The organism is Dactylosporangium sp. CS-033363, assembly GCF_050942475.1.
Taxonomy (GTDB): Bacteria; Actinomycetota; Actinomycetes; order Mycobacteriales; family Micromonosporaceae; genus Dactylosporangium.
Genome location: NZ_CP192032.1, coordinates 3,471,145 through 3,484,621, shown reverse-complemented (window position 1 = coordinate 3,484,621; position 13,477 = coordinate 3,471,145). Strand labels below are relative to the sequence as shown.

Below are 13,477 nucleotides of genomic sequence, written 5' to 3'. Positions count from 1 at the left end.
AGCGGCTCAGCCCCGTCGGTGGACCGCACCGGCGGATCGGCACCGTCGACGGAGCGCGCCGGCTGCTCGGTCCTGTCCGCGGAGCGCGTCGGCGGCGACGCCCAGGGCGATGGTCGTTCGAACGGTGCGCTCTCATCCGGCTGGGGCCGGGCCCAGGGCGATTGTTCCCCCTCGCGATCGGCCACGCCGCCACCCCCGGTCACCGAACGTCATCGATGCACAGCGCAGCGATCGTACCGCCCGGGCCGACCGTCGAACCTGCCGCACGTCTAGGCCGCGCCGCGAGCGAGCACGGCAAGCTGCGCGTGACTGATCGAATGGACAAGCGCGTCCGCGTGCCGGTGCACGAGCCGCCACTCCCCCTCGTCGCGCCGGAAGACCAGCGTGACCCGCAGCGACCAGTCCTGCTCCGGCAGCCCGCCGACCACCCCGCGCTGGCGTTCGATCGCCGCGATCACCGCCATGTCGCCGGCCCGGTAGGTCTGCACGACTTCGAGCTCCGCCTCGCCGCCCTGAAACCACGCGGAGGTCGCGTCGAGCGAGGCGTCGGAGTGGTCGAACCCGTGCGCGAACCCGCCGTACGGCGACATGAGCGAATAGTCGTCCGCGTGCGGCAACAGCTGCACATATGCGCGAATGTCGCCCCGAATGAACACCGCCGCCGCCTCGCGCACCCGCCGCACGAGCTCCGCCAGTTCCCCGTCATCGCTTGCCGTCATGCCCTGCCCCACGCACGAACGGCCGGTCCGGTTCAGCTACCCGAAGTGCTCCACGTACTCGGCATCGGCGCAGCTGCCCCAGTCGTCGAGCGACCACCGCGCCCAGGCCCGGCCCGGCCCCGGCCCGACCCGCTGCGCGACCTCGACCGGACGCCCCTGGAACAACAGCTCCGCCCGCTCGAGCGCCGAGACGTCGATCGCATCGAGCACCTCGTCGGCCACGCCGTAGCTGCGCCACTGGCCGAGAAAGTCGCGGTGCGGGTACGCCGACGCCGGCGTGGTCGGACTGTCCATCTCCACATCGCCGAGCACCGAACGGTCATTCTCGGCCCGGCGGAACCACAGCCCCTCGGCGCGCCACGGTTCCCCGCCGCCGGCCGGGATCAGGCGCACCTCGTCGTACCAGTACTCGCAGATCCGCCAATCGACACCCCCGACCATGCCGGCGCTCCGATGCCCGATCCGGTCGAAGTCGTCCCCGCTGTCGAGGTACCGCACCCACACCGACCGCAGCCGCGCCCCGATCCCGTCCCAGATCTGCTCGACCGCGGACACCCCGGACCACCGCGCGCCGTACTGCAGGTCGACGACCCCGTCCGCGGCCCGTCGCCACACCGGCACGTGGTAGCTGCCCCGCTCGGGACTCATGAGCAGCCCGAGCACCTCGTCCGCCGCCACCTCGACCCCGGCGAGCGGCTGCACCCGCACGAACACGCTGGCGATGTTGGCCACGGCCCCTTCCTACCAGGCCACCGCCCTCCCGGGGGCGTACCGAGCCGACGCGTTCACCCCCGCCGCCGCGGCGATGCGCTCTCGCCCGACCCCGCGGCGACACGCTCCAGTCGCGAGCCCCGCGGCGACACGCTCCAGTCGCGAGCCCCGCGGCGACACGCTCTCGTCCGACCCCCCGCGGCGACGTGCTCTAGTCGCGACCCCCGCGGCGACACGCCCTCGTCCAACTCCCGCGCGCGACAGGCTCTCGTTCGGCCCCCGCGGCGACACGCTCTGGTCACGACCCCCGCGGCGACGCGTTCTCGTCCGACTCCCGCGGCGACGTGCTACCAGGGCGCCAGGAAGCTGCGCACCGGGTGCGGGTGATACGAGTCGAACAGCGCGAAGTTGATGAACGGCGTCGCGGTCACGCCGAGCAGCGCGAAGATGCGGTTCCACTTGAGCATCGATGCGCGCCGCGGCCCGTTCGAAGCGAGCAGGTTCGCGGCGCCGGTGAGCACGGTGCCGGCCACGAGCACCTCCTTCGCCGTGACCATGATCTTCGCGTCCTTGGCGAGCGACCGTCCGTACAATGTGCGCCGTTCACTCAGCCAGCCGGTCGCAATGGCCGCGTTGAGCAGCAGGTCGTGCTTGCCCGGCCGGCCGAACGCCGCCGCGGCCAGTCCGAGCCGCCCGATCGAGGCGGCCGTCGTCTGCGCGATCGTCATGATGGACACCGTCCGTTTCGTCAGCTGGACAGCTCGTCAGGGAATCGCTCGTCACGTGAACAGACTCGTCACGTAGACAGAACTCGCGTCACGTAGACAAAGCTCGCGTCACGCAGACAAGCTCTCGTCACGTTGATAGAGCCCACGTCACGTTGATAGAGCCCACGTCACGTAGATAGAGCCCACGTCACGTAGATAGAGCCCACGTCACGTAGATAGAGCCCACGTCACGTAGATAGAGCTCACGTCACGTGAACAGCCGGAAGACCGTTCCGGGCCGATACGAGCGCAGGACGTTGAAGTTCACGCGCGGTGTGAACCCGATGGCCGCCGCCGCGAACGTGCGGTTGAGTGTTCGCATCGCGGTGTACCAGCGGTAGTAGCGCTGCCCGCGCGCCGACGTCTCCGGCGCGAGGTTGCCGTCCTCGTCCAGCGGCACGCCCTGCGGAAACTCGCGCTCGACGAGTTGCCCGGCCGCGATCCCGGCCAGGTTGGTGAGCGCGGAACCGGCCACGGCGAAGTCCTTCAGCCGCACCGCGTCGTCCGTAGGCCGGTCCAGGTGCCGCTGCGTCCTGAGCGTGTGCTGCTCGATCACCCAGCCCCCGGCCAGCATCGCATTCGCCGCGAGGTCGAACCTGCCCCACAGCCCCTTGCCCCGCTGCGGACCGCCGACAAGCGCCGCGGCCGCGCCGAGCTGGTGGATGGACGCCGCTGACGTCGTGAGCAAACTCATCGGTGACCCCCTAGCGGAGTACGGTCACTGGACAAATCACCACGTCTCGTGACCAACGGTACCCGCCGTCCGGCGGGCCGCCCCCGAACCGCTCCGCGTGCGAGGATGGCTCGATGTTCCAGCCCATCCCCGCGGTGCGCACAACGCTCACCCATACGAACTGTGTCGTGTCGACGCCGCTCGGATACCGGCCGCTGATGCTCGACCTGCACGTCCCGCCCGGCGACGGGCCGTTTCCGGTCGTGTTGTGGGTGCACGGCGGGGGCTGGATGACCGGCAGTCGCATCTGGACGGTCGATCAGCAGTTCCACGAGCGCATGGTCGCCCGCGGGTACGCCGTCGCCGACGTCGACTACCGGCTCGCGTCCGAGGCCACGTACCCCGCGCCGCAGGCCGACATCGAGGCGGCCGTCCGCTGGCTGCGCCACCACGCCGCGGACCTGCGCATCGATCCCGGGCGCTTCGCGGTGCTCGGCGAGTCCGCGGGTGGACAGCTCGCCGCGATCGCCGCGCTCACCGGCACCGGCGACACCGCGATCCAGGCCGCCATCCTCTGGTACGGCCCGGCCGACCTGTCCCATCTGCGCGACGAGGACGATCCGTTCACGAACCTGGCCGTGCTGTTCGGTGGCCCCCTGCGCGAACGCGCATCCGTTGCGCGCATGGCCAGCCCGCTGTACAACATTCGCGCGGACGGACCGCCGTTCCTGCTCGTGCACGGCACCGAGGACGACATCGTGCCGTTCCCCGAGGCCGTCGGGTTCGCCGAGGCCCTGCGCGCCGAGGGCATCCGGTGCGACGTGCTGCCGGTCGATGGCGCGGGCCACGTCTTCGTCGGCGCGTCCGTCGAGGTCGGCACGCTCACCGAGGCCGGCGCGGACTTCCTCGACGACGTGTTCGGGCCGCGCTGACGCTCGCCGCCGGACCGCCGCCGGACCGCCGCCGGGCCGCGCTGACGCTCGCCGCCGGACCGCCGCCGGGCCGCGCTGACGCTCGCCGCCGGGCCGCAGCCGGACCGCCGCCGGGCCGCCGCCGCCGGGCCGCGGCCGGGCCGCCGCCGCCGGGCCGCGGCCGGGCCGCCGGCGGTGAACGGCGGTCGATCAGGCGGTACCGACGAGGAGGTCGGCTAATTCGACCGGCATCGTGGTCAGCACGTTGTGACTCGTCGGCATCGTGTGCACTGTCCATTCGGGGTCGTTGCGAACCTTTTCGAACAGGTCCGCGAACGGCGTCGCGCGCCACTGCGTCATGAAGACGTACGTTCGCTTGTGTCGCATCGGATGCCGCAGCCGGATGCCCTGCAGCAGCGACGCCAGCGGATGCGCGGTTGCGCGCGGATCGAGCCGCGGCGGGGGCTGCACCGAATAGCCGTCGCCCGAAGCGCCCGCCGCGAACGTCGCCCGGAACGCGTCGGTCGTCAGCGTCCAGCACGAATCGCCGTCGTTCGGCACGTACGCGTCCACGTACACCAGGCCGGCCACGCGCTCCGGTGCGCGATCGGCCACGCCGGAAACGACCATGCCGCCGTAGCTGTGGCCGACCAGGATCACATCGCGCAGGTCGGACTGCTCGATCACGGCCAGAACGTCCGCGATGTGCGTGTCCAGATTGACCGCCGGCTGCGCGAGGTGCGCACGATCGCCCACACCTGTCAGCGTCACCGGCACCGGCGTGTGGCCACGCGACCGCAGGGCGTCGGCCACCGCGCTGTACGCCCAGCCGCCGTGCCAACCGCCCGGAATCAGCACGAAGGTCGCCATACCGGTCAGGGTGCCACAGCGCTTAGACCAGGCCCGGCCGGGTACACCCCGACTATGGACGACAACACACCGATCATCTCGGGGACCCCCGCCGCGGCGCGCACGGTGGACGCGTCCGGCAACCGCACTGCCCGTACCGGCGCGGACCAGGAATGGACGGCGGAGGACCTGGCCGTCGCCGAGGGGCACGACCCGACCCCGGCCAATGTGCGCCGGGCGCAGCAGGAACTCGACGAGCTCGGGCCGGCCGCAATTGAGCGAACAGTCCCCTAATCCTCGTCTCAGCGGATTTTGAGCACCGGGGCGAGCATCGTGACGAACGGCTGCGCCTCGTTGCTGAGCAGGCCGGCGAGGCGTTGGACCGCGGTGCGGGCCAGCTCCTCGACCGGCAGCGACACGCACGTGATCGGACGCGCGAGCCGGTCGGCGGCGTCGTCCGGACAGATAGCGACAATATCGATCACGTCGGCGACGCGATCGATCACGAGCGGCAGCGCCCACTCGTTGTAGACGACCATGGCCGTGATGCCGGGGTCCTGCGCGCGCAGGCCGTCCAGCGCATCGGCCACACCTTGCGCCGATGTCACGCACGGCGTCCACGTGGCCCGGGCGCCGCCGTCGCGCAGCGCGTCGAGCGCTCCATCGCGCGCATGCGCCGCATAGGCGACACCGCGGCGGTACGTCTCCGGATGCTGGCCCAGGAATCCGATGCTCGTATGACCTCGTTCGAGCAGGTGCTCCGCGGACATTCGGCCACAGGCGGCAAAGTCGAAGTCGACGTACGGCAGCCCGTCGGGATCGTCCGGGGTGCCGACGAGGACGGCGGGACACTTGAGCGAAGTGAGCAGATTCGCGCGGGGATCCTGCTGCTGTACTTCCATGAGGATGACGCCGTCCACCAGCGCACTGCCCACCGCGTCACGAATCGCACTCGTACCGTCATCGTCGGTGAGCATGAGCAGCTTGAGCCCCGCGTCCTGGGCGGCGTTGAGCGCGGCCCACACGTAGGGCATCTGCACCTCGTTGTGCGGTCCGTGCACGAGCGGCAAGGCCATCGCGATGACGCCGGTCCGTTTCGTGCGGATCGAACGCGCACCCGCATGCGGCCGGAACTGCAGTTCGGCAATGCTCGCTTCGACCCGCGCGACCGTCTCGGCGGAAATCGAGCGATTGCCGCTGAGCACGTACGACACGGTGCTCCGCGACACCCCGGCGTGCCTGGCCACATCCGCGATCGTGACTGCCATTGCCGGACCGTATATATCGGCGCCCGGCATGGGCAAGACCATCAGCGCCGAGTGACCGGAACCAAACAGAACTGCGCACCGTCCTTGATGACGAACGGCTGATTCACCTCCGGGCACCGCTCGGCCTTCGGGATCTGCTTGGTGATTTCGAACGCCCCGCGCGCATCGCAGTCCACCACGGTCGCACGATCGGCCGTCTGCGCCACGCACTTCCCGACTTCGAACTGCCGTTCCGGCAGCGACCCGGTCATCTTGAGCGCGACGACCGTCCCCGAGCCGAGCGCCACCAAAGCGACAAACAATGTGAGCGCGGCGCTCACCGGCGGACTCAACCGCTTGCGCCGATGCGCCCGCGGCCGCGTCTGCGTGTCCGGTTTCGCCTTGGGGCGGCTCCGTTCCCACCGCCACCTCGTCCGCGCATCATTGCGCGAGCGATCGGCCAAGGTGAGCTTCGGCGCCGGAAACCGCGGCGCCGGCGAAACGGCCACATCCGACAACGGCGGCTCGGCGTCGGCGTCCGCGTCGGCGCCGTCCTCCAGCGGATCGGCGAGCGCTCCTTTGCGCGCGGATTGCATGTACCGCCGCACGACTCGAACAAGCGCCCCGAAGTCCTCGGCGTCCGGCTCGGCCTCGACCCGGGTCGCGGTCCCGGCCCGGCTCTCCTCCCCACTCACCGCCGCGGCCGGCTCGGCCTCGACATCGTCAGCGGGCTGCTGCACATTCGCGCGCAATTGCGCAAGGAACGCGTCGATATCGACATCGGCGCCCGGCTCCGCCTGCGGATCGCTGATGGCGCGCAGGGTGGCGAGCAGATCGGAGTCCTCGACGGCCTCGCTGCCGGAAACGGACCCCCAAGGAACAAACAGCTCCTCTTGTACCGCCTGTGCCGTCTCCTCCTCGCGCCCGTCCCCGGAATCCGCCTCAACCGATTCGGGCTCGTCATCAGCCGCCAGCTCAACCGACTCCGGCTCAACCTCGGTCGCTGCGGCAATCGCTTCGGGCTCGGCCGCGGCGGCAATCGGCTCCACATCGTCGTCCACCGCGGCGACGGACGATTCCGGCTCGACGTCCAGTTCGACTTCGACCGATGCCGGCTCGAACTCGATGTCGTCTGCTTCGGCTTCGGGTTCTTGCGTTGCCTCAAGCGCTTCGGGCTCCGGCTCGGAAACTTCCGCAACCAGTTCGAGCTCCGGCTCGTCGGCAACGGGCTCGGAAACCTCGGAAACCGGTTCGGGCACGGGCACGGAAACTTCGGAAACCAGTTCGGGCTCGGGCTCGGAAACGTCCGCAACGGGCTCGGGCTCCGGCTCGGAAACCTCGGCAACCGGCTCCGGCTCCGGCTCCGGTTGGAAAACGACGGCAACCGGCTCTGGCTCCGGCTGGAAAACGACGACAACCGGCTCTGGCTCTGGTTCTGGCTCGGAAACCTCGGCAACCGGTTCAGATTCGGCTTCCGGTTCGGGTTCGGGCTCGACGACAACTGCGACGGAATCCGGTTCGGACTCGGCTTCCGGCGCGGATTCGGGCTCGACGGCAGTGAGTTCGGACTCGACGGCGACGGGTTCCGGCTCGGGTTCGACGGCGACGGGTTCTGGTTCGGGCTCGACGGCAGCGGCGACGGAATCCGGTTCGGATTCGGGCTCGACAGCAGTGAGTTCGGACTCGACAGCGACGGGTTCCGGTTCGAGCTCGACGGCATCAGCGACGGGTTCCGGCTCCGGCGGGATCGGGGCGGCCGGTGCGACCGGGGGCGGCGCGACTGTTCGTTCGGACTGTTCGCTTTCGCGCAGTGCACGGACCTTGGTCACCACGAGGTCGAGCTCGGCCTCGAAAACGTCCATCTCCGCGCTCGCCGAGCGCAGACCGACACCGGCCGCGTTCAGGTCGGTCTCGGCCAGGTCCATCTCGCTGCGGAGCTGCATCACCTCATTGGCGATCGACACCAGGTCGGCGCGGAGGGTACGCGACTCGATCTCCGCCGCCCGGAACTCGGCCCGGATGGCCCGCAGTTCCTTTTCGAAGCGCCACGGCTTGTCCTGTCCCAGGGCCCACAGCTCGGCCCGGATCTCCCACGGTTCCAGCTGCTTCGGCCGCACCGGAGCCGGCTGGGACGTGGCGACCGCCGGAGCCGGGGCGACCGGCGCTGGAGCCACCGGAGGCGGCGCAACGGGAGCCGGAGCCGCCGCCGCGCGAGCGTCGTACAGCGCCCGGCCCGGCCGTCGCGTGGCCGGCGGCTCCGAAGCAGGCGCCGCCGAGGCCGGAGCGGACGCCGCGGCCGCCCCGGTGCGCCACGGAGTCGACGGCCGCCCCCCACTCGCGCTCTCACGCCGTAGCGCGGCCCACGGATCCTCCGGTACCGCCCCCGCCGCCAACGATCCGCCGATAGCCGAACCCGCCACACCCGACTGTCCACCGCGCGCACCCGCGCCCAGCTGCCCATCACGCGCACCCGCGCCCAGCTGTCCATCACGCGCACCCGCGCCCAGCTGCCCATCACGCGCGGCCGCACCCGACTGTCCGCCGCGCGCACCCGCACCCGACTGTCCGCCGCGCGCACCCGCACCCATGCCCGGCTGAGCGCCACCCGCACCCTGCTGCGCGCCGCGCGAGGATGAGGCCATGCCCGTGGAAGCGCCGGCCGGTCGAGCGCCTCGCGCGGCATCCGCCGCCCAGGACGCCGCGGCCTGTGCGCCCGCCGAAGCCGAAGCGGCCCAGGTCGACCCGGCCGCGGCCGGGTCGGTGGTGCGAAATTGCGCGGGTGACACCGATCGCGCGGCGTCAGGTGACTGTTGTTGCAGCGCGGCCCACAGCTCGTTCGGGTCCACACGAGGACCGGCCGGGGACGCCGGGGACGCCGACGCCGGGGACACCGGCCGTTCGGCGACGGGCGGGCGGGGGCGGCGCGGCACCGGCGACGGCTCCGCGAGCAGGGCGCCTTCGGCGAGGATCGGGCCATCGAGGAGTACCGGCAGAACGCCGAGGATGTCGACGAGCAGCTCGGTGACGAGGGGCGTGCGCGCGAGTCCGCCGGTCAGGAGCACGCCCTGCAGCTGCGGCACGGCGGCCCCGGCGACGAGCGAAGCGACAGTGTGGATTGCGCGTTCGAGCACCGGCCGGGCGAGGTTGTCGAACTCGGTGCGCGTGAGCGTCATCCCCGAGGCTGACCACGGCACCGGGATCGTGGTCGACTTCGCGCTGGTCAGCTCCTCGCGGCCGGCGCGAGCGCCGTCGAGCAACGCGCGGTCAGGGTTCCAGCGCCACACCTTGCGCCGCGCGAACGTGCTGCCCAGATGGGTCAGCATCGCGGCGTCCAGGGCCAGTCCGCCCGCCTCGGGGAGGCTCGCCGATGCCAGAACGCTCACCGAGCGACCCGTTCGCTGCACGACGGAAGCGTCGACGGAGCCCGCCCCAAGATCCAGAACCACCGCCGCGGTACCGTCCGGCAGCGGCAAAACCCCCTGCTCGTCGGCGTGCAGCGCGGCGGCGGCGGGTTCGGGTACCAGACGGAGCGGACGCAATCCGACGAGCGCCGCCGCCTTTTCGAGCACCTGCGTCTGCGGCCGGTGCCAGTGCGCGGGATGCGCGATGGCGACACTCGACACCGGGCCGCCGACCGTTTTGCGCGCGACCGAAGCGACGTGCGTGAACACCGCGGCGAACAAACTGCGCACCGGGCACTCGACGCCGCCCAGGACGACGGAGCCCTTGTCGATCGTGCGGCGCGGGTACGGCTCGAAGCGGTCCGGGCTCTCCTCCCCCGCCGCGCACGCCGCCGGCCCGGCGACGAAGTGGGGCGCGTTGTCCAGGCACACCGCGGACGGCTCGAGCAGCAGCAGCTCGCGCCGTCCGTCCGGCCGGACCAGCACCGCGGCGGTGCGGGCGGTGCCGAAGTCGATCCCCAGGTGGTATCCCCCCACGACTACCAGTTAATACGAACAAAGCAGGCCAAAGGCCACAGAACGGCGAGGACGGATGCGTACGTTGCGCGACAACCGGACGGCCGTGCGTCCGCCGGACAAATCGCCCTCGTACTTTGGTCGGATACGTCCCGGCCGCACCGCCCATACCATGAGGGGGATGCTGGCTCGACTGCGCTCGTTCTGGGAAGAGCCCGGCCCGGCCGACGCCCCCAGGCGGGTGTGGCGGGACTGGGTGCTCGTCTGCGGTTTCGCGCTCGCGGTCGGGCTCGAGGTCATGCTGCGGCCGGGGCTGCCCTTCCGCTGGTACGCGGGGATCGTCGCCCTCCTCGTGCTCCCGACGCTGCTGATCCGGCGCACGCGGCCGCTGCTCGCCGTCGGGCTGGCGTTCGGCGCGTGCGGCCTGGCGCCGCTGGCGACCGGGCTCGACCTGGGCCTGAACGCGTTCGTGTTCGTGCTGTTCCTCGGGTACGCCCTGTCGCGCTGGGGCTCCGGCCGCCAGACGATCCTGGGCGCGAGCATCATCGTCGCCAAGCTGGCGTTCTCGCTGATCCTGGGCCATTCGGGACCGAACGACACCATCGGCGGCGTCGGCGTCCTGTTCGCGGTGACCGCGCTGGGTGCGGCCGTGCGGTACCGCGTGCGCGCCCGCAACCGCGAATTCGATCAGGTGAAACTGCTCGAACGTGAGCGCCTCGCGCGCGACCTGCACGACACGGTCGCCCACCACGTGTCGGCAATGATCATCCGCGCCCAGGCCGGCCTGGCCACGGCCCCCTTCAACCCGGACGCCGCCACCGACGCACTGCGCCTCATCGAGTCCGAGGCGACGCGCGCCCTGGCCGAGATGCGCGGCATCGTGCGCGTGCTGCGCACCGACGAGCCGGCCGAGCTCGCACCCACGCCGGGCCTGTCCGACCTGCACAACCTGGCCGCGCAGCACCGCGTCGGCCCGTCGGTCGACGTGGACATCCGCGGCGACGTCGCGGACCTGCCGGCCCCGATCGGCACGGCCCTGTTCCGCCTGGCCCAGGAGTCGGTCACCAACGCCCGCCGCCACGCCCGCAACGCGACGCGCATCGAGGTGAGCGTGGTGGCCGACGACGCCGCGGTACGCCTGCGAGTCACCGACGACGGCGAAACCGCCCCGGCGCGCGCGTCACATTCGAGCGGATTCGGCCTCCTCGGCATGATGGAACGCGCAGGCCTGGTCGGCGGTACCTGCGAGGCCGGCCCGGCCCCCGTCCGCGGCTGGATGGTGACCGCCGTCCTCCCCCGCGCTTGACTGGTCCGCGGCACGCGAGGAACGGCGGCGGTGCATTCGTGCCGTACTCGCGCCCGGCCGTGGCGCATCGCGCAGTCGGAACGGTGCGTTCGTGTTCGTTTCGCGACGATCGCGAGGGCGAGGGCGAGCTGGTCGTACCGGGGGCCGCCGAAAGTACGGGAGAGCCGCGGCCCATGTGCCGATGAACACAAGCGCGCAGCAGCCGAGCATCGATGGCATGAAGGCGATCGTTCAGGAACGGTACGGCTCCGCGGAGGAGCTGCGGCTCATCGACATCGACCCGCCCGCGGCCGGCGAGGGCGAGGTGCTCGTGCGCGTTCGCGCGGCGGCGGTCAATGCGCGCGACTGGCACGTCATGCGCGGCGACCCCTACCTGGCGCGGCTCATGATGCCGTCCAACTTCGGCCCGCGCGGCCCCAGACGCGCAGTGCGCGGCAGCGACTTCGCCGGCGTCGTCGAGGCCGTCGGCCCCGGCGTGACGACCTTCGAGCCAGGCGACGAGGTGTACGGCGACCTGCGCGAGGCCGACGGCACGTTCGCCGAGCTCGTGGCGGTGCCGCTCGGCTTCCTGGAGCGCAAGCCGGCCGGGCTCACATTCGAACAGGCCGCGGCGGTACCGCTCGCCGGCACCACGGCCTTGCTCGCCCTGCGCGACTTCGCCAAGCTCCGACCGGGCGAGACGATCCTCATCAACGGCGCTTCCGGCGGGGTCGGCACGTTCGCGGTACAAGTGGCGAAGGCTTTTGGCGCAACGGTCACCGGAGTGTGCAGCACGCGCAACCTCGGCCTGGTCACGGAGCTGGGCGCCGATGACGTCATCGACTACAAACGGGACAACTTCACGCAGGCCGGCGAGCGGTACGACGTCGTCCTGGACCTCGTCGGCAACCACGCCCTGGGCGACCTGCTGCGCGCCGTGAAGCCCGACGGCCGCCTGGTCCTCGGCGGAGGCGGCGTCTCCGGCGGCGGCCGCCCGACGGTCTTCGGCCCGATGGCGCTGGTCATTCGCGCACAACTGGCCGCGCGTTTCGGCGACAAGCGCGTCATCCCGCTCATCAACATCGCGCCGAACCCGCAGGCCCTGGCCACCCTCCGCCACCACCTCGAATCCGGCGACATCACCCCGGCCGTCGACCGCACGTTCCCGCTGGAGAAGGCCGCCGACGCCATCCGCTACCTGGAGCTCGACCACGCCCGCGCAAAAGTCGTCATCACGGTCTGACGGAACCGACAACGCCGGCTGAGCGTCAGTACGGTATGCGAACGTTGATGGTGATCGCTGCGCTGTTCGTCGGGCTCGTCGCCGGAGCGCTCATCATCCGCGCGGGGTGGGAGGTGCCGGTCCGGGAGTACTGCCCGACCGACGCCTGCGTCCAGGGCTCCTGGTTCGACGTGGACTGGGGCCGGGTCGACTGGAAGCTCACCCCGACGCGACTGGCGTGCTTCGAAACGAACCCAAGCGAGCACAGCGTCCTGATCGGCCCAGGCGACGAGTGCGTCCGAGCGAACGGGACCGGCACGATCGAGCGCCGGGCCACCTACGAGCAGCTCCAGACCGAAGCGCGCCAGCAGCGCATCCAGTCCCTCGTACTGGCCGGCGCCGCACTCGTCACGCCGCTGATGGTGGTGCTGGCGCACGCTCGCATACGCGCAATGACCGGTGCGACCACGACCGGCCGAGGTGGAGCTTGACGATGCTCAGGTCCAGAAGCCCTGGTGCACGGCGACGGCGCTCGGGAGCGGGACCGGGCCGTCGAGCCTGATCGGGCGGCCGCCGCGGGCGAACACCTCGAAGGCGGGCAGGCTCAGCGGCGGGATGCCCTCCTCCTCGGCGACCATCCGGGCCAGCTCCTGCTCGGAGAGGGCGAACACGACGCGGCCGATGCCGGACCAGTAGATCGCGCCGGAGCACATCGCGCACGGCTCGGTGCTCGTGTACAGGGTGCTGCCGGCCAGCACCGCCCGTTCCAGTTTGCCGGCCAGGCGGACCAGGTTGGTCTCGGCGTGGCCGGTCGGGTCGGCGCCGGTGACGACGCTGTTGAGCGCCTCGAGCACCGCGCCGTCCGCGGTCACCAGCAGGGCGCCGAACGGGTGATCGCCGCGGTCGCGGGCCTCCCAGGCCAGGACCACCGCCCGCTCGAGGTTGGCCTCATCCGCCGGAGTGATCGAGCCTGACGTCACGGTTGTCATGAACGCCTCCTGCCCCGACCTTACCGGCCGGCAGCGTGACGGTCGTGACCTTTCGCGGCGGAGAAGCGGGGAACGGGACCGCGCAAAAACGAACTGCGCAGACGCGCTCCGAGCACAAGGATGGACAGACGAACAACGAGCGAACGCAGGTGGCGGCAGTGGGCGGCGGGAGTGACGGGCGTTACCT

13 protein-coding genes are annotated in these 13,477 nt (G+C 71.4%); 5 read left to right on the top strand and 8 right to left on the bottom strand.

What is annotated here, in order from left to right; translation table 11 throughout:
• Positions 1-269: 269 nt before the first annotated feature.
• The 4 genes from ACQPZ4_RS16135 to ACQPZ4_RS16120 all read right to left on the bottom strand — a co-directional run bounded on the left by ACQPZ4_RS16135 (position 270) and on the right by ACQPZ4_RS16120 (position 2,891).
• On the bottom strand, positions 270-719 hold the full coding sequence (locus tag ACQPZ4_RS16135) for a nuclear transport factor 2 family protein (protein WP_433061213.1): 450 nt from the start codon (positions 717-719) through the stop codon (positions 270-272).
• A 36-nt stretch (positions 720-755) separates the two neighbouring features.
• Complete coding sequence (locus ACQPZ4_RS16130) at positions 756-1,451, bottom strand: hypothetical protein (protein ID WP_433061210.1); 696 nt, start codon at positions 1,449-1,451, stop codon at positions 756-758.
• A 326-nt stretch (positions 1,452-1,777) separates the two neighbouring features.
• A complete protein-coding gene (locus ACQPZ4_RS16125; protein WP_433061207.1) occupies positions 1,778-2,158 on the bottom strand; it encodes a hypothetical protein in 381 nt (126 codons plus the stop codon).
• A 247-nt stretch (positions 2,159-2,405) separates the two neighbouring features.
• Entirely contained in the window at positions 2,406-2,891 is a 486-nt protein-coding gene (locus ACQPZ4_RS16120) for a hypothetical protein (RefSeq protein WP_433061204.1), read from the bottom strand.
• 113 nt (positions 2,892-3,004) lie between these two features.
• On the opposite strand from ACQPZ4_RS16120, the gene ACQPZ4_RS16115 reads away from it, so the two are divergent.
• Positions 3,005-3,802: an alpha/beta hydrolase fold domain-containing protein gene (locus ACQPZ4_RS16115; RefSeq protein WP_433061201.1), complete on the top strand. Its 798-nt coding sequence runs from the start codon at positions 3,005-3,007 to the stop codon at positions 3,800-3,802.
• 189 nt (positions 3,803-3,991) lie between these two features.
• On the opposite strand, the gene ACQPZ4_RS16110 is transcribed toward ACQPZ4_RS16115, so the two are convergent.
• Entirely contained in the window at positions 3,992-4,651 is a 660-nt protein-coding gene (locus ACQPZ4_RS16110) for an alpha/beta fold hydrolase (RefSeq protein WP_433061199.1), read from the bottom strand.
• Between the two features lie 54 nt (positions 4,652-4,705).
• On the opposite strand from ACQPZ4_RS16110, the gene ACQPZ4_RS16105 reads away from it, so the two are divergent.
• Positions 4,706-4,924, top strand: a complete 219-nt coding sequence (locus ACQPZ4_RS16105; RefSeq protein ID WP_433061196.1) for a hypothetical protein — start codon at positions 4,706-4,708, stop codon at positions 4,922-4,924.
• Between the two features lie 8 nt (positions 4,925-4,932).
• Here the strand turns inward: ACQPZ4_RS16105 and ACQPZ4_RS16100 are convergent, their stop codons facing one another.
• Together ACQPZ4_RS16100 and ACQPZ4_RS16095 are read right to left on the bottom strand one after the other, a co-directional pair.
• Complete coding sequence (locus ACQPZ4_RS16100; RefSeq protein WP_433061194.1) at positions 4,933-5,898, bottom strand: LacI family DNA-binding transcriptional regulator; 966 nt, start codon at positions 5,896-5,898, stop codon at positions 4,933-4,935.
• 41 nt (positions 5,899-5,939) lie between these two features.
• Positions 5,940-9,815, bottom strand: a complete 3,876-nt coding sequence (locus ACQPZ4_RS16095) for an Hsp70 family protein (protein WP_433061192.1) — start codon at positions 9,813-9,815, stop codon at positions 5,940-5,942.
• A 160-nt stretch (positions 9,816-9,975) separates the two neighbouring features.
• On the opposite strand from ACQPZ4_RS16095, the gene ACQPZ4_RS16090 reads away from it, so the two are divergent.
• The 3 genes from ACQPZ4_RS16090 to ACQPZ4_RS16080 all read left to right on the top strand — a co-directional run bounded on the left by ACQPZ4_RS16090 (position 9,976) and on the right by ACQPZ4_RS16080 (position 12,792).
• Positions 9,976-11,100 (top strand): sensor histidine kinase, encoded by a 1,125-nt coding sequence (locus ACQPZ4_RS16090; RefSeq protein ID WP_433061189.1) that lies wholly within the window; start codon positions 9,976-9,978, stop codon positions 11,098-11,100.
• Between the two features lie 217 nt (positions 11,101-11,317).
• Complete coding sequence (locus ACQPZ4_RS16085; protein ID WP_433061187.1) at positions 11,318-12,322, top strand: NAD(P)-dependent alcohol dehydrogenase; 1,005 nt, start codon at positions 11,318-11,320, stop codon at positions 12,320-12,322.
• A gap of 47 nt (positions 12,323-12,369) precedes the next feature.
• A complete protein-coding gene (locus ACQPZ4_RS16080; RefSeq protein WP_433061184.1) occupies positions 12,370-12,792 on the top strand; it encodes a hypothetical protein in 423 nt (140 codons plus the stop codon).
• Positions 12,793-12,798: 6 nt separating this feature from the next.
• Here the strand turns inward: ACQPZ4_RS16080 and ACQPZ4_RS16075 are convergent, their stop codons facing one another.
• The gene (locus ACQPZ4_RS16075; protein ID WP_433061181.1) at positions 12,799-13,290 is read right to left on the bottom strand and encodes a nucleoside deaminase; all 492 of its coding nucleotides are present in this window, start codon (positions 13,288-13,290) and stop codon (positions 12,799-12,801) included.
• Positions 13,291-13,477: the final 187 nt, after the last annotated feature.

Excerpts from the sequence above, each read along its gene's own strand:
- ACQPZ4_RS16075 (WP_433061181.1), bottom strand. The coding sequence starts at position 13,290 with ATGACAACCGTGACGTCAGGCTCGATCACTCCGGCGGATGAGGCCAAC.
- ACQPZ4_RS16100 (WP_433061194.1), bottom strand. The coding sequence starts at position 5,898 with ATGGCAGTCACGATCGCGGATGTGGCCAGGCACGCCGGGGTGTCGCGG.
- ACQPZ4_RS16110 (WP_433061199.1), bottom strand. The coding sequence starts at position 4,651 with ATGGCGACCTTCGTGCTGATTCCGGGCGGTTGGCACGGCGGCTGGGCG.
- ACQPZ4_RS16120 (WP_433061204.1), bottom strand. The coding sequence starts at position 2,891 with ATGAGTTTGCTCACGACGTCAGCGGCGTCCATCCACCAGCTCGGCGCG.
- ACQPZ4_RS16115 (WP_433061201.1), top strand. The coding sequence starts at position 3,005 with ATGTTCCAGCCCATCCCCGCGGTGCGCACAACGCTCACCCATACGAAC.
- ACQPZ4_RS16090 (WP_433061189.1), top strand. The coding sequence starts at position 9,976 with ATGCTGGCTCGACTGCGCTCGTTCTGGGAAGAGCCCGGCCCGGCCGAC.
- ACQPZ4_RS16135 (WP_433061213.1), bottom strand. The coding sequence starts at position 719 with ATGACGGCAAGCGATGACGGGGAACTGGCGGAGCTCGTGCGGCGGGTG.
- ACQPZ4_RS16080 (WP_433061184.1), top strand. The coding sequence starts at position 12,370 with ATGGTGATCGCTGCGCTGTTCGTCGGGCTCGTCGCCGGAGCGCTCATC.
- ACQPZ4_RS16105 (WP_433061196.1), top strand. The coding sequence starts at position 4,706 with ATGGACGACAACACACCGATCATCTCGGGGACCCCCGCCGCGGCGCGC.
- ACQPZ4_RS16125 (WP_433061207.1), bottom strand. The coding sequence starts at position 2,158 with ATGACGATCGCGCAGACGACGGCCGCCTCGATCGGGCGGCTCGGACTG.
- ACQPZ4_RS16085 (WP_433061187.1), top strand. The coding sequence starts at position 11,318 with ATGAAGGCGATCGTTCAGGAACGGTACGGCTCCGCGGAGGAGCTGCGG.